The 15,410-nt window shown below is 63.4% G+C and carries 19 protein-coding genes; 5 read left to right on the forward strand and 14 right to left on the reverse strand.

All coding sequences use genetic code 11. The features are described from left to right. Positions 1-253: 253 nt before the first annotated feature. The 3 genes from NKH42_RS07285 to NKH42_RS07295 all read left to right on the forward strand — a co-directional run bounded on the left by NKH42_RS07285 (position 254) and on the right by NKH42_RS07295 (position 3,435). A complete protein-coding gene (locus NKH42_RS07285) occupies positions 254-718 on the forward strand; it encodes a DUF1036 domain-containing protein (protein ID WP_502894192.1) in 465 nt (154 codons plus the stop codon). Continuing rightward, the gene (gene pyk, locus NKH42_RS07290) at positions 715-2,145 is read left to right on the forward strand and encodes a pyruvate kinase (protein ID WP_352504984.1); all 1,431 of its coding nucleotides are present in this window, start codon (positions 715-717) and stop codon (positions 2,143-2,145) included. Before NKH42_RS07285 ends, pyk begins: the two co-directional genes overlap by 4 nt. Before the next feature lie 207 nt (positions 2,146-2,352). After that, a complete protein-coding gene (locus NKH42_RS07295; RefSeq protein ID WP_352751204.1) occupies positions 2,353-3,435 on the forward strand; it encodes an NAD(P)H-dependent flavin oxidoreductase in 1,083 nt (360 codons plus the stop codon). Positions 3,436-3,507: 72 nt separating this feature from the next. Here NKH42_RS07295 and NKH42_RS07300 read toward each other — a convergent pair whose 3' ends face one another. Both NKH42_RS07300 and ykgO read right to left on the reverse strand, forming a co-directional pair. After that, entirely contained in the window at positions 3,508-4,107 is a 600-nt protein-coding gene (locus tag NKH42_RS07300; RefSeq protein WP_352751202.1) for a tetratricopeptide repeat protein, read from the reverse strand. 94 nt (positions 4,108-4,201) lie between these two features. Next, a complete protein-coding gene (gene ykgO, locus NKH42_RS07305) occupies positions 4,202-4,327 on the reverse strand; it encodes a type B 50S ribosomal protein L36 (protein WP_006203764.1) in 126 nt (41 codons plus the stop codon). A gap of 235 nt (positions 4,328-4,562) precedes the next feature. Here ykgO and NKH42_RS07310 point away from each other — a divergent pair, with 235 nt between their 5' ends. Next, the gene (locus tag NKH42_RS07310; RefSeq protein WP_352751200.1) at positions 4,563-4,985 is read left to right on the forward strand and encodes a lysozyme inhibitor LprI family protein; all 423 of its coding nucleotides are present in this window, start codon (positions 4,563-4,565) and stop codon (positions 4,983-4,985) included. Positions 4,986-5,076: 91 nt separating this feature from the next. Here the strand turns inward: NKH42_RS07310 and NKH42_RS07315 are convergent, their stop codons facing one another. From NKH42_RS07315 to NKH42_RS07370, 12 genes are all read right to left on the reverse strand, one after another. Then, positions 5,077-6,153 (reverse strand): 5-(carboxyamino)imidazole ribonucleotide synthase, encoded by a 1,077-nt coding sequence (locus NKH42_RS07315; RefSeq protein ID WP_352751198.1) that lies wholly within the window; start codon positions 6,151-6,153, stop codon positions 5,077-5,079. After that, positions 6,150-6,647 carry a 5-(carboxyamino)imidazole ribonucleotide mutase gene (gene purE, locus NKH42_RS07320; RefSeq protein WP_023678468.1) on the reverse strand — a complete coding sequence of 166 codons (498 nt, stop codon included), beginning with the start codon at positions 6,645-6,647 and terminating at the stop codon, positions 6,150-6,152. The genes NKH42_RS07315 and purE overlap by 4 nt, the downstream gene beginning before the upstream one ends. Before the next feature lie 124 nt (positions 6,648-6,771). Further along, positions 6,772-7,605 (reverse strand): anti-sigma factor family protein, encoded by an 834-nt coding sequence (locus NKH42_RS07325; RefSeq protein WP_352739619.1) that lies wholly within the window; start codon positions 7,603-7,605, stop codon positions 6,772-6,774. After that, on the reverse strand, positions 7,602-8,162 hold the full coding sequence (locus tag NKH42_RS07330) for a sigma-70 family RNA polymerase sigma factor (RefSeq protein ID WP_352687272.1): 561 nt from the start codon (positions 8,160-8,162) through the stop codon (positions 7,602-7,604). Before NKH42_RS07330 ends, NKH42_RS07325 begins: the two co-directional genes overlap by 4 nt. Positions 8,163-8,187: 25 nt before the next feature. Continuing rightward, on the reverse strand, positions 8,188-8,430 hold the full coding sequence (locus tag NKH42_RS07335; protein WP_352974016.1) for a cupredoxin domain-containing protein: 243 nt from the start codon (positions 8,428-8,430) through the stop codon (positions 8,188-8,190). Between the two features lie 117 nt (positions 8,431-8,547). Beyond that, positions 8,548-9,495, reverse strand: coding sequence for a metallophosphoesterase family protein (locus NKH42_RS07340; protein ID WP_352974018.1), 948 nt, complete (start codon positions 9,493-9,495; stop codon positions 8,548-8,550). A 166-nt stretch (positions 9,496-9,661) separates the two neighbouring features. After that, positions 9,662-10,867 (reverse strand): aminotransferase class V-fold PLP-dependent enzyme, encoded by a 1,206-nt coding sequence (locus NKH42_RS07345; RefSeq protein ID WP_352751196.1) that lies wholly within the window; start codon positions 10,865-10,867, stop codon positions 9,662-9,664. Between the two features lie 26 nt (positions 10,868-10,893). Then, positions 10,894-11,352: a RidA family protein gene (locus NKH42_RS07350; RefSeq protein WP_254816524.1), complete on the reverse strand. Its 459-nt coding sequence runs from the start codon at positions 11,350-11,352 to the stop codon at positions 10,894-10,896. A 34-nt stretch (positions 11,353-11,386) separates the two neighbouring features. After that, positions 11,387-12,181: an amino acid ABC transporter ATP-binding protein gene (locus NKH42_RS07355; RefSeq protein ID WP_352489302.1), complete on the reverse strand. Its 795-nt coding sequence runs from the start codon at positions 12,179-12,181 to the stop codon at positions 11,387-11,389. A 4-nt stretch (positions 12,182-12,185) separates the two neighbouring features. Next, the gene (locus tag NKH42_RS07360) at positions 12,186-12,836 is read right to left on the reverse strand and encodes an amino acid ABC transporter permease (protein ID WP_352650810.1); all 651 of its coding nucleotides are present in this window, start codon (positions 12,834-12,836) and stop codon (positions 12,186-12,188) included. Between the two features lies 1 nt (position 12,837). After that, positions 12,838-13,503 (reverse strand): amino acid ABC transporter permease, encoded by a 666-nt coding sequence (locus NKH42_RS07365; protein ID WP_352650808.1) that lies wholly within the window; start codon positions 13,501-13,503, stop codon positions 12,838-12,840. Between the two features lie 68 nt (positions 13,504-13,571). Continuing rightward, positions 13,572-14,453: a transporter substrate-binding protein gene (locus tag NKH42_RS07370; RefSeq protein WP_254816528.1), complete on the reverse strand. Its 882-nt coding sequence runs from the start codon at positions 14,451-14,453 to the stop codon at positions 13,572-13,574. Between the two features lie 128 nt (positions 14,454-14,581). On the opposite strand from NKH42_RS07370, the gene NKH42_RS07375 reads away from it, so the two are divergent. Further along, entirely contained in the window at positions 14,582-15,385 is an 804-nt protein-coding gene (locus tag NKH42_RS07375; protein ID WP_352974019.1) for an IclR family transcriptional regulator, read from the forward strand. Positions 15,386-15,410 lie beyond the last annotated feature (25 nt).

Genomic DNA, 15,410 nt, shown 5'->3' on the forward strand with positions numbered 1-15,410 from the left:
GTTCGCGGGCTTCCTGGGAGGGTGGTATCGTCATTCCACGAAGAGAACGCTTGCGCAATGCCGTTGTTTGGCCACGGTTTCTGCCAAAAAACTGAGCAGGGGCGACCGCAAGCGCGCCGGAGCCTTCTAAATCGATTGGAATTGGACAGATCGGCGCGTTGACATGCGTACGGACTTTTCCGAAAAGGGGCGTTGAGAGATGCAAATGTGGTTCTTGAGGGGTTTCAGGATGGGTTTCGCCGGCAGGCTGCGTGTGCGCCATGCCTTGGCCATGCCGCTCCTGATACCGGCAATGGGCCTTTTCGCGGTGATCACGGCCTCGCCGGCACGGGCCGATTTCCGGGTCTGCAACGCCACGCAGAACCTGGTCGGCGTCGGCATCGGCTATCGCGCCAAGGCCGGCTGGATCACCGAAGGCTGGTGGCACATCGAAGGATCGAGCTGCAAGACGCTGATCGAGGGACCGCTGTCATCAAGGTTTTACTATCTTTATGCAGAAGACGCCGAGCGCGGCGGACGCTGGGATGGCCCGATCAACATGTGCGTGGCCGAAAAAGAGTTCAAGATCGCCGGCGTTACCGACTGCGTCGCCCGGGGCTTTCAGCGCGCCGGATTTCAGGAATATGACACGGGCGAGCAGGCAAGCTGGATGGTCCAGCTGACTGACGAGCCCGCAACGGATGGCGCTGCAGCCGCCCCGGGAACAAACAGTCAATGAGACGCAGCCGCAAGGTCAAGATCCTCGCCACCATCGGTCCGGCCTCCTCGTCCGAGGAGATGCTGAAGAAGCTGTTCGAAGCCGGTGCCGACGTGTTCCGGATCAATATGAGCCACACCGACCATGAATTGATGCGGACGCTTGTCGGCCGCATTCGTGCCGTCGAGGAGGCGGTCGGCCGGCCGATCGGCGTTCTTGCCGACCTGCAAGGGCCAAAGCTGCGCGTCGGTAAGTTCGCCAACGGCAAAGAAGTGCTGACCGTCGGCCAGACCTTCACGCTCGACGACAATCCCGAGCCCGGCAATTCGAAGAGGGTCTACCTGCCGCATCCCGAAATCCTGCGTTCGGTCGAGGCCGGTCATCGCCTGCTGATCGACGACGGCAAGCTCGAGCTCAAGGCGGTCAGCAGCAACGGCCAGGCGATCGTCTGCACCGTCGTCGCCGGCACCACCATTTCCGACAAGAAGGGCGTCAGCCTGCCCGACACCGACCTGCCGGTCGGCGCGCTGACGGAAAAGGACCGCCGGGATCTTGACGCAGTTCTGGCGACCGGCGTCGACTGGGTGGCGCTGTCCTTCGTGCAGCGGCCCGAGGACCTGGCCGAAGCGCGCAAGATCGCGCGCGGCCGGGCGCTGATCATGGCCAAGATCGAAAAGCCGCAGGCCGTCGCCCGGCTGGCCGAGATCATCGAGCTTTCGGATGCGCTGATGGTCGCCCGCGGCGATCTCGGCGTCGAGATGCCGCTCGAAGCCGTGCCTGGCATTCAGAAGCAGATCACCCGCGCCGCCCGCCGCGCCGGCAAGCCTGTGGTGGTTGCCACGCAGATGCTGGAATCGATGATCACCGCGCCGGTGCCGACCCGCGCCGAAGTCTCGGACGTCTCGATCGCCGTGTTTGAAGGCGCCGACGCGATCATGCTTTCGGCGGAGTCCGCCGCCGGCGCCTACCCGGTCGAAGCGGTGGCGATGATGAACCGGATCGCCACCAAGGTCGAAACCGACCCGACCTACGCCGGCATCATCAACGCGCAGCGCTCGGAACCGGAAGCGACCGGCGCCGACGCCATTTCGCTTGCTGCCCGCGAGATCGCCGAGACGCTGAAGCTGTCGGCCATCATCACCTACACGGCCTCGGGTACAACCGGCCTGCGCGCCGCGCGTGAGCGGCCGCAAGTGCCGATCGTCGCATTGTCGCCGATCCTCAACACGGCGCGGCGGCTGTCGCTGTTGTGGGGCACGCATTGCGTCGTTTCTCCCGATGCCATCGACCTCGACGATATGGTCGATCGCGCCTGCCGCATCGCCTTCGACGAAGGTTTCGGCAAGCCCGGCGACCGCGTCATCATCACGGCCGGCGTTCCGCTCAGGACGCCCGGTTCGACCAACATGCTGCGCATCGCCTATGTCGGATCGGAAGTCGGACGCTAATGCCGGCGGCGGCTGGCGGATCGGCCGGCTGCATGGCGCGTCGTAAACACGGCGCCAGCCCGGCGCATCGACGGCAGTCGGGTTAGGATCGACGCCGAACTCCGCCAGCTTGCATCGGCCTGCAGCCGGCGGTTCGAAGGTCCTGTTCGACTTGAGCTGGAAGTCAGTTAAGCTAATCTCTCCTGGGAGAAAGAGGAGGGTGATCCAATGTGGATGCGCACTGATCTTCTGGAACTCCTCGGCATTGAGCACCCGATAATCCAGGCGCCGATGAGCGGCGTCACCACACCGGAACTCGCGGCGGCGGTCAGCAATGCCGGGGCACTAGGCTCGCTCGGATGCGGTATTCTGCCTGCTGCGGCTATCCGCGAGCAGCTCACGGCGACACAGCACGCCACCAATCGTCCGGTCAACGTCAACTTCTTTGCGCACCCGGCGCCGGCACGCGATGATGCGGCTGCACAAACTATGCGCGACCGCCTTCGCGGCTGCTATGAGGAGGTCGGCCTCGGACCGGTGCCCGAGCCGGGCGAGCCCTTCCCCACCTTCGATCGTGAGCGTCTCGAAATCGTGCTCGAGCTGCGCCCGAAGGTGGTCAGCTTCCACTTCGGCCTACCCGACACCGCAATTGTGCAGCAGTTGAAAGCGGCCGGCTGTACTGTCTTGTGTTCGGCTACCACCGTCTCGGAAGCGCGCCAGCTTGAGGCAGGAGGGGTGGACGCCATTATCGCCCAGGGATACGAGGCCGGTGGGCATCGCGGCACATTCACTGGCGACCCTGCTATCGGCACAGCCGGCACCATGGCCTTCGTACCGCAGATTGTTGATGCCGTGCGGGTGCCTGTAATTGCCGCCGGCGGTATCTTCGACGGTCGCGGCATTGCCGCCAGCTTTGCACTTGGTGCATCTGGTGTGCAGATCGGCACGGCTTTCCTGGCCTGTCCTGAAGCCAATGTGCAGCCAGTCTATCGCGCAGCATTGCGCTCGGCCAACGACGAGAGCACGTCGGTGACCCGCTGCTTCACTGGCCGCCCAGCGCGCGTGGTGCGCAACCGGTTTGTGATGGAAATGGCTGGTGAGGAAGATGCTGCGCTGGCGTTTCCGCTACAGGCGAGTCTGGTCATGCCGCTTTCGATGGCGAAGGATGAAAGCAAGCGGGCTGACTTCTTGCCCATTTGGGCCGGGCAGGGCGTTGCGAAGCTGCGGCAGATGCCGGCCGCCGCGCTTGTGGAGAAACTCGTCACGGAAGCAAGCGGCATAGATCGGGCCTGTAGGGGAGTAGGGGAGTAGGGGAGCATGCGTTTCCGCAGTGCAATCTACACCACTCACCTACTGCCTTACTCCCCTATTCCCTTACTGGCTTCAAATGCCTTCGCCGGCAAGCTCCTCGGAAAGTGCGGCGACCTGGTCCTGGGCGCTGCGCATCATCGGGTAGATGCCGAGAACGCGCTGCCAGGCTTCAACTGCCGACTGCTTGTGGCCGGTTTCGGCCATGATCTGAGCCAGGCCGGACAGCGCGCCGAAATGGCGTGGTTCGAGCTGCAGGGTGCGGTCGATGTCCGCCATTGATTTTCCGTAGTTCTTCATCATGAAATGAACAGTGGCGCGGCGGTTCCAGCCTTCCGCATAGGTCGGCTGCAAAGTCACCACCTGATCAAGAAAATCGAGTGCAACATCGAATTTCTGGTTTTCGATTGCCTTCTGCGACCATTGCATCATCAGGTCGATAGAGGCACTGCCCGACTGGGACCACTCGCTGCCGATGCGTCCGGCAATGCGCTCGGCCGCCTTTTCATTGCGTTCGCGCTTGAGATCGGCAAACAGCTGATCGAGCCGCGCCTGTTTCGTCTTGACGACCGGAGGTGCTGTCGGCGGAGTTGTGGTCGGATCTTCAGCCCACGCCGGCAGCGAGACAGCGCCGGAAACGAGGAAAGCCGTGAAAAATGCAAAAAGAATCCGCATCGCGGGAATCTAGCCCCCGACGCCGGATCGTCAAACTGAATTTAGCGTGAGTGTCGTATCATGCGAACGGAGGCGCGCAGCCTCCGTCGAAAACTCAACCCTGGCGCGCCTTGTAGCGCGGCGCGGTCTTGTTGATGATGTAGATGCGGCCCTTGCGACGAACCAGCTGGTTGTCGCGGTGACGCGCCTTCAACGCCTTAAGCGAATTCTTGATTTTCATGGTCTTGCCCGTCGGTCTGGGCCCGGTCACGGGCCGAATTATTAAGGCGCGCCCACAGACGCGCCTTTGAACTGTGCGTGGCTCATAGACGAGGAGCGTTGCCCGTGTCAACCGCAAGCGCGTTGCCTAAACGATACGGACCGTTTCGTATCATCAAATATCCGCCACTGGCGCCTTGCGGCATTGCGCAGGCTTGCGACGGCTGGAATGATGCGGTTGCGAATTGGAGATCGTCATGCGCCGAATTCTTGTGTCCGCCTGTCTTGTCGTCCTCGCGGCAGGCTCTGTTGCCCATGCGCAGGAATGCGACCGCAATGACGACAGCCAGCAGATGATGAACATCTGCGCCGACGCGGACTACAAATCCGCCGACGCCAAGCTCAACAAGGCCTACCAGGATCTCATCGGCGGAAGTGACGCAAAAGCCAGGAAGCTGTTGCAGACGGCGCAGCGCGCCTGGATCGCTTTTCGCGACGCGGAATGCAGCTATTCCGCCGCGGACAGCGAAGGCGGCTCGATCTATCCGATGCTGATATCGGAATGCCTGACGCGGCTGACCGACGATCGCACCAAGCAGCTCACCGCCGATTCGACCTGCGTGGAAGGCGATGTGAGCTGCGCCAGCCCCGACGAGGACGAGAGCGGCGACATCCAGTAAGCGTAGGTTCTAACTTTGTGTTTGAGCATGATCTTTTCCGAAACCGGATTCCACTTTTCGCTAGCGCGGACCTTCGGTTCGGCATCATGCTCTAGCTGCGGCGGCTCACGCGCGTAAAATGGCCCATCTTGCGGCCGGGCCGCGCCTCGGCCTTGCCATAGAGGTGCAGCATCAGATCGGGCTCGGCGAGCAGCTCAGAAACGCGCCTGACATCGTCGCCGATCAGGTTTTCCATGACGCAGTCGAACTGCCGGGCGGGATTTCCCAGCGGCAGGCCGGCGACGGCGCGGATGTGCTGCTCGAATTGCGAGATGGTGCAGGCGGCCTCCGTCCAGTGGCCGGAATTGTGGACGCGCGGCGCTATCTCGTTGACCAACAGCGAACCGTCGGCAAGGACAAAGAATTCGACGCCGATGACGCCGACATAGTCGAGCGCTGCAAGGATCTCTGCCGCCGCCGTTTGAGCCGCAGCCGCCGTCTCGGATTTTACTCCGGCCGGCAGCGTCGAGCTGTGCAGAATACCGTTGCGATGGACATTCCACGCTGGATCGTAGGCGGCGAGCGAGCCGTCGCTGCCGCGCGCGGCGATCACCGAAATCTCACGCTCGAAGGTGACGAAGGATTCCAGGATCAACGGCACGTTGCCCATCGCCTCGCAAGTGCCGGCAAAGCCGCCTGTTTCCATGTTGCGGAAGACACGCTGGCCCTTGCCGTCATAGCCCATGCGGCGCGTCTTCAATATGCCGCTGCCGTTGAACTGTTTCAGCGCAGCCGTCAGTTCCTCGTCATTGTCGACGGGACTGAAATCCGCGGTCGGTATGCCGATACCGTTGAGGAATTTCTTTTCCGCCAGCCGGTCCTGCGCCACTTCCAGTGCGCGTGCCGGCGGATAGACCGGCACCGTGGAGGCAAGTGCCGCGGCAGCCGCGACCGGAACGTTCTCGAATTCATAAGTAACGACGGCACTGGCCGCAGCCAGTTCGCCAAGCGCGGCCGCGTCGTCGTAGGCGGCGACGATCTGCCGGTTGGCGACCTGTGCCGCCGGGCAATCCGGCTGCGGCTCCAGCACGACGATGCGATAGCCGAGGCGGGCCGCGGCCATCGCCAGCATGCGGCCGAGCTGGCCGCCGCCGATGATGCCGATGCTCGATCCCGCCGGCAGGCTCACGGCGCGTCCGTGGGCTCGGCGGCCACCTTGGCGGTCTGCGCGGCGCGCCAGCTATCCAACCGGGCGGCGAGCTTTTCGTCGCTCAGCGCCAGCACCGCGGCGGCGAGAAGGGCAGCGTTGGCAGCGCCGGCCTTGCCGATGGCCAAAGTGCCGACCGGAATGCCGGCCGGCATCTGCACGATGGAAAGCAGCGAATCCTGGCCCGACAGCGTCTTTGATTCCACCGGCACGCCGAACACCGGCAGCGGCGTCATCGCCGCCGTCATGCCGGGCAGATGCGCCGCACCGCCGGCACCCGCAATGATCACCTTGTAGCCGGCCGCCTTGGCGCCCTTGGCGAAGTCATAGAGCCGGTCGGGCGTGCGGTGGGCCGAGACGATCAGGCGCTTGTGCGGAATGCCAAGCGCCTCCAGCGTTTCGGCGGCGTGGCGCATCGTCGCCCAGTCGGACTGGCTGCCCATGATGATGGCGACGTCGGCGCGGTGATCGTCCAAGCTTCTGCTCCCCGGCGGCAAAGGCGCGCATTAGCGGAAATCGACGGGAGCCGCAAGGATGGCCGGAAACGGCAAAGCCGCTTGTGCCGTCTGCGTGGCCACGCACATGGACTTGGGCGGTCTGTCATCGGGCGGCCGCTGCTCGGAAGCGGTTGACGAAGTCGTCAAGTTCAGGCCGTTCGGTATCGGAAATCGCCCAGTAGGAAAAGGCGCTGTCGCTCCAGTGGACCAGCGAGAAGCCACCAGCAGAAAGATCGACCGGTCCGGCTGTCGAGCCGGTTTCCTCGGGCGCGGCGACGAGAGTGATCAGGTGCTCGCGGTGCCTGTAGACCAGTGCCGGCACTGGCTGGTCGGCGATCACCTCGACCCGGCCGCCGAGCAACGCGAAGCCGTCACTGGCAAGGTCAGGTGCCGGCGGCGACAGGCCGACCCTGCCATCCAGCCAGGGTTTGACCGTGTGCCGGTCCGACGAGACGACGTCCACGGGGCTGGCTGCCAGCAGGCTGCGGCGATGGCCGCTGGCGACCGCGGCGGCAAAGCTGTCGGGCGCCCTGCTCAGCATCATCCACTGCGTCGCGCCGCTGGCCAGCACGGCGGTAACGACGATCGACGCCGCCAGCGCGCGCCAGTCGAACGCGCCAAATCGGTGCACGGCTCTGTGTGCCGGCGGCACTCGAGCGGCGGGCGCCGGCGCCGGCAGCACTTTCTCCGTACCGGCTGTCCCGATTGCAGCGATGCGAGCCTTGAAATCCTCACGGACATCGAGCCTCGGCAGCCCGCTGACGACCGTCTGCAGCGCAACGATGCGGGCATGCTCGGCGGCGAGCGCCGGGTCGGCCGCGATGCGTCGCTCGACAGCCAATGCTGCTGCTGCGTCGAGCTCGCCATCGACCAAGGCATGGATCATCAGCGCCACGCCCGCCGGGTCATCGGGCAGTCCATCGTTGTGCGCGCTCATGGCGCCCTCCCAAGTTGGGATATCAGCAGACCGCGCGCCCTCGCCAGCCGCGACATCACCGTGCCTAGCGGCACGCCAAGCAGCGTCGCGATCTCGCGATAGCTGAGGCCGTTGACGTCGCGCAGCACCACAGTCTCGCGAAATTGGTGCGGCAGCGCGGCGATCGCCGCCTCGAGTGCGGCCGTGTCGGCCTTGGCGATCAGGCTTGCCTCAGGATTATCCGTATCGGGCAGGCCGGCGCCATATGCAGCCGTCATGTCATCGAGGTCGCTCAGGCCGCCGACGGCGACGATACTGCGCGGCCGGTTGCGCGCCAGCCAGGAGTAAGAGGCGTTGCGCACGATCGCCAGCAGCCAGGCGCGCGCATTGCCGCCGGCATAGGCGGCGATGCCCGCATGCGCCTTCAAACAGGCCTCCTGCACCACATCCTCCGCATCGGCGGCGTTGCCCGTCAGCCAGCGGGCAAGCGCAAGCGCATCCGCGAGATGGGGCAGAACCACCTCGCGAAAGCGCTCGGTCGCGGCCTCTTGGTTCAACACCGTCGCATCGCCCGGCATCCCGGGCAGAACCTTCCGAAAATCCTCACGGAGCGACGGTGATCCTGCCCTGCATGTGCGGGTGAAGCCCGCAGAAATAGGCATAGTCGCCCACTTTGGTGAAGGTGAAGGCATATGTGTCACCGGTGTCAAGCGCCTTGGAGCGAAACGAGGCATCGTTGGCGACCACCAGATGCGGGATGTCGTCGTCATTCTCGAAGGTTACAGTAGTGCCCTGCTTTATCGTCAGCACCGCCGGTGTGAAGGCAAAGTTCTCGATCTTGATCATTGGACTGGTCTGCTGCGTTCAGTGGCATGGCAACCATTATCAGGATCGCCGCCAAACCGAGCGTGACAGGGGATACGACCAAGACGCGGGATGGGAAGCGCATCATCGCATTTCCCCTCAGGCCAGCGTGCTGTCGATGATGGCGAGGTCCTGCCCGCCTTGCTTGACTGTCACGCTGCTCGTGCCGAGCAGGCTGCGCAACTGGCCGGCAGGTACCGTCATCGGCCCGGGTGAGGCTGCGGTGCCCGGCGCCGGTTGCGGGAAAGCGGTCGAGCGCGCGGTATGAAAGGTAACGTTGCCTTCGACCTTCTGCATGATCTGGTGGATATGGCCGTTGAGTATGGTGACGGAGCCGAAGCGCTTGAGCAGGGCCAAGGCCTGCGCCGCGTCATCGGTGCCCCAGCCCCATTCGGGATAAACAGCCCATAGCGGGATGTGGGCAAAGACGACGATTGGCGTCGAGGCGGTGACCGCCTTCAGATCATCGGCCAACCATGCCAACTGGTCGGCGCCGAGATTGCCCAGCCCGCCAGCCTTCAGGTTGACGACGTTGACCAGCCCGATGAAATGGACGCCGTTCTGATCGAACGAATACCAGCCGGCGCCCTTGGTGCCCTTGCCGTAGCGGTCGAGATAGGCCTGGCCATTGCCGTCGTCGATCAGGTCGTGCTCACCGGGCACATAATGTACGTCGAAGCCTGCGCCGCCGATGATCTGGGCAGCGTTGTCGAACTGCGCGGCTTTCGACAAATGGGTGATGTCGCCGGTGTGGATCATGAAAGCGGGCTTTTGCGGCAACGCCTGGATCTTGCCGATGGCCTCCTTCAGCGTGTCGATGGCGTGCGGGTTGGCAGCCTTGTCGAAGCCGATGTGGCTGTCGGAGATCTGAAGGAAAGTGAAGCCGGTGGCCAAGGCCTCTGCGGCTTGCGCCGCGCCGAGCAGGCTCAGCGAAACCGGCACGCCGGCCGAAATCGTCCACAGCACTCCCGTGCCGGCCCAGATCATGCATTCCAGTGCATGACGGCGGCTGATGCCGTCAGCTTCATTGTCGTGGTGGTGGGGCATACCGGTCTCCTGCAACGCCGGAAATGGCGTCTGCTTGGGAGACCAATGGGCGGGGTGGTTTATTCCGCCCGACGACCAAAAAGTCATTCACAGTGCCGTGATGGCGCAATGGCCCGATGCCAAGCCGGCGCTGGAAGGCACTGGCTCGACCACGTTCTGGCGATATCTAGTCCGGCCAGCGCAAGGCCCCGGCGGACTGCTTGCGAGCGGGTTTCATCGCATCCGCAGGACGCTCCTTCGCGGTCAGCACGGCGCGAAGCTGCTCGGCGACGATTTCTGCCTCGCCGGGGTGCAGGTTGCACGGATCAAGGAAGAAGTGACCGCGCTCGACCTCGTGGTTGCGCACGATGATGGGGGGCGAGCCCGCCGCCAGCGCCGAGGCAAGGCCGGCGGCGGTGAACCTGCTTTCAGGCGTAACAAACACCTGCAGGCGGTCGAGCGGATTGGCGGTCGGATCGGGAATGATATGCGCGGCGATACCAGGCAGTCCTTGCAATGCGTCTTTCCACAGATGCAGGGCGGCTTCCTCCCGCTGACGGATGCCGGCATGGTCGCGCCGCTCCCAGGCTTCCAGGGCCGCCATGGTACCGGCAATGCTTTCCTTGCCCACCTTCATCGCCCGCGCAACGCCACGATTCTGGAGATAGGCGGCCCGCACCAGATCCGTGCGCCCCGTCACGATGCCGCTTGTCGGTCCGCTGAGGAACTTGTGCCCGCTATAGACGACGATGTCGGCGCCGCGTGCGAGAAAGCCGCGCAGGTCGTATTCGGAGGCGGCGTCGACGATCACCGGCACGCCCTTGGCGTGGCAGATCTCGCAGAACTCCTCGAGCGAAAGCATGCCGTATTGCACCGTGTGGTGCGCAACTACGTAGAGGCCGGCTGCGGTGCGGTCGCGGATCGCGTCGCGCACATGATAATCCTGCGTCACGCTGACCGTGCCGGCGGGTATTGTCTTCGCCCCGGCCAACCGGATCGACTGGTCGATCGGCGCGCCATAATTGACGATGTGACCGAGCTGGACGATGACCTCCGACTTGAGGCCCTCAGTGTCGTCCGGCAGCCGCTCGATCGCAAGAAGGCTGGTTCCGGTCATCGCGCCGGCAATCGCCATGGTTATGCCGCTGGCGCAGCACGCGGTGATGAAGCCGGCCTCGCCGCCGGTGAGGCGTGCAATCACAGTACTTGCGGCGCGTTGCAGATCGTCCATCTCGACCCATTGCGAGGCGATTTCCGACATTGCGGCAATCGCTTCTGGCACGATGATCGAAGCGCCGAGCGCCGTCATCGTACCGGAAACGTTGATGATCGGGCGAAGGCCAAGCCGTTCGCGTATTGTCGTGTTGGAACGGTCAGCGGCATAGGTCGTCATCTCTGCAGATCCTGTTTCGAACGATTTCAGGCGATCTCGACGACCGCCTCGATTTCAACTGTGATGTTGCCCGGCAGCGAGCCGACACCGATTGCCGAGCGGGCATGTCCGCCGATCTTATCAAAGACGGCGGCGAAAAGATCGGAACAGCCATTCACCACCTTGGGGTGCTCGCTGAATGTCGGCGTCGCATTGACAAAGCCAAGCAGCTTGACGACGCGCACGACGCGGCCGAGGTCGCCGGCCGCCGCATGCATGACGGCGAGCAGGTTCAGGCCGGTCAGACGCGCATGCCCATAGGCCTCTTCAACGCTGACGTCGTCGCCGACCTTGCCGGTGCAGAGCGCGCCGTCGGCGCGCAACGGCCCCTGGCCGGAGAGGAAGATCAGCCGTCCGCTCTCGGCATAGGTGACGAAGTTGGCGATGGGCTTCGGCGGCTCGGGCAGTGTCAGGCCCAATTCCGCGAGCCGGATGTAAGGCGTCATAAAAGCTCCTTGCGACAGCTTTCGCCGTCCGATGTCAAAAATGCGAGGCGCGAAATCGCGCCAGGAAGCTGCGAAGGCGTTCATTGTCGAAGCCCGCCGCCAGAATCTCGGCGGGTGGTCCGACGGCGCTGACGCCGCCGTCCGCCATGAAAACGATGCGGCTCGATGCATCGCGTGCAAAAGCCATCTCATGCGTGACCATCAGCATCGTCATGCCGTCTTCGGCGAGGCTGCGAACGACCTCGAGCACCTCGCCAACCAGTTCGGGGTCGAGCGCCGAAGTTATCTCGTCGAGAAGCAGTATCTTCGGCTCCATCGCCACCGCGCGGGCGATGCCGACGCGCTGCTGCTGGCCGCCGGACAGCTCGGCCGGCAGGCTGTCGGCCTTATGGGCGAGGCCGACCCGGCCGAGCCAGTGCTCGGCAATGGTGCGGGCCTCGGCATTGCTCTTGCCGCGCACCTTGCGCAGGCCAAGCATGATGTTGCCGGCGGCAGTCAAATGCGGAAACAGATTGAAGCTCTGGAACACCATTCCGGTCTCGGCTCGCATCGCCGCCAGGTCGCGCTCGCTGCGTCGCTGGCGTGTTCCCGTCTCGCGATAGCCGACCTCCTTGCCATCGATACGGATCGAGCCGCTGTCGTAGCTCTCCAGGAAGTTGACGCAGCGCAGCAGCGTGGTCTTGCCGCTGCCGGAAGGGCCGATGACAGTCACCACCTCGCCGCGTGTCACCTTGAGACTGACCGAGCGCAGGACCTCGACGGATCCAAAGGCTTTGGAAACCTCGGAGACATCGAGAAGTGCCGGATTCTGGTGCGAGGCATTGGACATCTTGCTATTCCCGGATGAAGGAGAAACGCTGCTCCAGCCGCCGGCTGGCCAAGGAGAGGGCGTAGTTGACGGCGAAGTAGACGAGCGCACCGAGAATGTAGAGCGGCATCGCCTCATAGGTGCGGCCGATGACCTGGTTGATTGCCTGCATCAGGTCGGTGATGCCGAGCAGCGAGACCAGCGCGCTGCCCTTCACCGCGTCGGTCACGCCATTGATCCAGGGTGGCAGGAACCGCCTGAACGCCTGCGGAAAAATGACGTAGGCCAGCCGCTGACGAAAGGTCAGTCCGATCGCCATCGCCGCCTCGGACTGACCCTTGGGAATCGAGCCGACGGCGCCCCTCAGATATTCGACCACTTGTGCGGTCTTGAAGAGGGTGAGGGCGAGTACGGCCGCCCAAAAGGATTCGAGATGCAGCCCCACCGCGGGCAGGCCGTAATAGACGAAGAAGATCAGCACCAGGATCGGAATGCCGCGTATGGTGTCGCTGAAGATGCGCACCGCCCAGCGCAGCGGAGCCGGACCGTAGACAAGGCCGACGCCCATCAGCACGCCGGCGATGAGCGATAACACCACGACCAGCAGCGACACCCACAAGGTTACCGCAAAGCCCTGGGCGAGGAACGGCAAGGCGTAGATGATCTGGCTCAGCATCTCAGCGCGCCGCCTTGAACCGGCGCTCGACCAGCCGCAAGGCGAAAAGCAGTGCATAGCCGGTCAACAGGTACATCGCCGTCACCACCAGATAGACCTCGACAATGCGGAACGTGTTGAAGTTGATCCACTGGGCGCCGTAGGTGAGCTCGGGTACCGAGATGACCGATGCCACGGACGTGTCCTTGAAGAGCGATATGAATGTGTTGGAAAGCGCCGGCAGGGTTATGCGCAGCATCGTCGGCAGGCGCACGTGGAGCAGCCTTTGCCATGGCGTCAGGCCGATTGCCTTGCCGGCGTCGAGCTGTCCGCGCGGCACCGCCTCGAGCCCCGAGCGAAACACCTCGACCAGGTAGGCGCCGCTGTAGAGCGATAGCGTGGCAATAAATGAGGTTTGCGCACTGTAGGCAATGTCGATCACCGTCGGCAGGCCGTAGAAGACCAGATAGACGAGCAGGATCAGCGGCACGTTGCGGATGAACTCGACATAGGCCGCGATGATGGTCCGCACCGCACGTCCGGCCGATACGTACCAGACCGCCAGAACGAGCCCGATGACGATGCCGATCGCGATCGAGATGACGGCCAGTTCGAGGCTTAACAGCAGTCCGCCCCAGAGCTTGTCGAAATGCCGCCAGATCAGGTTGAAGTTGAGGGTATAACCCATGCATCCCCGTCATAGAGGGCTGTGATGAGAGGGGGGCGGAAGGACGTTTGTCCTTCCGCCTGCTTGCATCAGATGACCGGGAAACCGGGATGGCGGGCCGGCGGCTCCTGTCCGAAATAATCCTTGAACGCAGCGTCGTAGAGTGCCGTTTCATGGCCGAACATGGCGATGGTGAAGGTCTGGTTGACGAAGGTCAGCCAGTCGAGGTCGCCCTGCCGCAGTGCGGCGCCATAAAGCATCGAGAACCAGCTCTTGCCGGCATCGAAGTATTTGTCCGGATTGCGCGAGGCGAGCCAGCGGACCGTTGACAGATCAACCGCGGCAGCGTCGACGCGCTTGGATTCCAGGGCCTGCAGCACGTTGGCCTGCGTGTCTATCTGCATCACCTGCGACTCCGGCAGCACGATATGCACATTTGCCTCGGCATCAACGTTTTGCAGGATGGAAATCCGGGTCGCCGAACCGGCGGCAAGCAGCTTGTCGAAGGTCTTGTTTTCGGCGTTCGGAAGGGTCAGCAAGGCGATGCCTTCGACGTAGTAGGGCCTGGAGAAGTGGATCAGCTGCGAGCGCTGGGCGGTCATGGTCATGAACTGGATGGTGATGTCGACCTTGTTGGTGGTCACGTTCGGAATGCGCTGAGCCGGATCCTGCATGACGAATTCGACTTTGGTCGGGTCGTCGAAGAGCCCCTTGGCGAGAATGCGACCCATGGTGATGTCCATGCCCACCAGTTCGCCGGCGTCGTTCTCGAAATGCCAGGGCGCATTGGTGCTGCCGGTGCCGACGATCACCTTGCCGCGCTCGAGGACGGTGCGCAGCAGGCTGTCCGGCGCTGCCTGGGCCGCCGCTTTCTGAACGTCGACCGCGGTAGCGGCGCTCATCACTCCGGCCGTTGCAAGCCCGGCCATTCCCAGTTTCAGAAATTCACGTCTTTTGGATGTGTCGTTCACGGCGACCTCCTTTCGTGTTGTGTTCCCCTTTGGACCAGCGATACAGGCATCGGTTGCAACTGATGTAATTGTCTCTTACAAGAGACGCCTGTACTCTGTACAAGACAGATTAACATCAGGGATCGATAATGCAAGATGGCAATGCATTGGCCGCTCGACCGGACGCCGGACTGGACGAAGACAAGACCTCGGGCTCTCGGGAGAAGGGTCTCAACCGGGTTCTCCAGATTTTGGAGTTTCTCCACACGACCCAGCGCGCGATCGGCGTTGGCGACCTTGCCAAAGGAGTGAACGCGCCGCGTTCGACGACTTATACGCTGGTGCGCTCGCTGGTCGACGCAGGCCTGCTTGAGATGGCCGGAGACGGCAATCGGGTCTATTTCGGAAAGAAGCTTTATCTCTACGGAATGGACTATGTGCGGGGCAACGACCTGCTCAGGCGAGGGCGCCAGGAAGTCGACCATCTGTCGCGCGAGACCGGCGAGACCTCGGAGCTGTGCATGCTGCAAAGCGGCCGCTACACCATCGTCCATTCAAGCCCGGGAACGAGGCCATTCAGGATCAGTTCGGCGACGGGTCTGCAAATACCGCTTCCCTGGACAGCTTCCGGGCGGCTGCTCCTCGCCGGGTTCGACAGGGCGGCGATCGAGGATATGGTCTCGGAAGACGATCTCGTGCTGCCGGACGGCCGCAGGTTGCGGCTCGACGATTTCATAGCTGACATCGCCGTCGCCAAGTCGGCCGGCTACTGCGTCACCTCCGGCCTTGTCGATGCCTATACGAAATGCCTGGCCGCGCCGGTTTTTTCAGCGCCGGGCAGGGTCGAGGCGACGATGTGCCTGCTGGTTCCGATCGATACCTCGACCGAAAAGACCGACGATCTGATAGCGTTGTTGCGCGAGCGCGCCGCACGGCTTTCGATCGCGGCATAGCGCTTTTCCAGCAGGCCGGCGCCGG

Origin of the sequence: Mesorhizobium sp. M1142, assembly GCF_040318565.1 — a bacterium.
In the GTDB taxonomy this organism is placed as follows: domain Bacteria; phylum Pseudomonadota; class Alphaproteobacteria; order Rhizobiales; family Rhizobiaceae; genus Mesorhizobium.

Bases quoted from the DNA above. Each gene is read 5' to 3' on its own strand.
- NKH42_RS07330 (WP_352687272.1), bottom strand. From the start codon at position 8,162: ATGCCGGGCGATGCGACGGTGTTGAACCAAGAGGCCGCGACCGAGCGC.
- NKH42_RS07335 (WP_352974016.1), bottom strand. From the start codon at position 8,430: ATGATCAAGATCGAGAACTTTGCCTTCACACCGGCGGTGCTGACGATA.
- NKH42_RS07310 (WP_352751200.1), top strand. From the start codon at position 4,563: ATGCGCCGAATTCTTGTGTCCGCCTGTCTTGTCGTCCTCGCGGCAGGC.
- NKH42_RS07365 (WP_352650808.1), bottom strand. From the start codon at position 13,503: ATGGGTTATACCCTCAACTTCAACCTGATCTGGCGGCATTTCGACAAG.
- NKH42_RS07375 (WP_352974019.1), top strand. From the start codon at position 14,582: ATGCAAGATGGCAATGCATTGGCCGCTCGACCGGACGCCGGACTGGAC.
- NKH42_RS07295 (WP_352751204.1), top strand. From the start codon at position 2,353: ATGTGGATGCGCACTGATCTTCTGGAACTCCTCGGCATTGAGCACCCG.
- NKH42_RS07355 (WP_352489302.1), bottom strand. From the start codon at position 12,181: ATGTCCAATGCCTCGCACCAGAATCCGGCACTTCTCGATGTCTCCGAG.
- NKH42_RS07340 (WP_352974018.1), bottom strand. From the start codon at position 9,495: ATGCCCCACCACCACGACAATGAAGCTGACGGCATCAGCCGCCGTCAT.
- NKH42_RS07360 (WP_352650810.1), bottom strand. From the start codon at position 12,836: ATGCTGAGCCAGATCATCTACGCCTTGCCGTTCCTCGCCCAGGGCTTT.
- ykgO (WP_006203764.1), bottom strand. From the start codon at position 4,327: ATGAAAATCAAGAATTCGCTTAAGGCGTTGAAGGCGCGTCACCGCGAC.
- NKH42_RS07300 (WP_352751202.1), bottom strand. From the start codon at position 4,107: ATGCGGATTCTTTTTGCATTTTTCACGGCTTTCCTCGTTTCCGGCGCT.
- NKH42_RS07345 (WP_352751196.1), bottom strand. From the start codon at position 10,867: ATGACGACCTATGCCGCTGACCGTTCCAACACGACAATACGCGAACGG.
- NKH42_RS07325 (WP_352739619.1), bottom strand. From the start codon at position 7,605: ATGAGCGCGCACAACGATGGACTGCCCGATGACCCGGCGGGCGTGGCG.
- pyk (WP_352504984.1), top strand. From the start codon at position 715: ATGAGACGCAGCCGCAAGGTCAAGATCCTCGCCACCATCGGTCCGGCC.
- NKH42_RS07350 (WP_254816524.1), bottom strand. From the start codon at position 11,352: ATGACGCCTTACATCCGGCTCGCGGAATTGGGCCTGACACTGCCCGAG.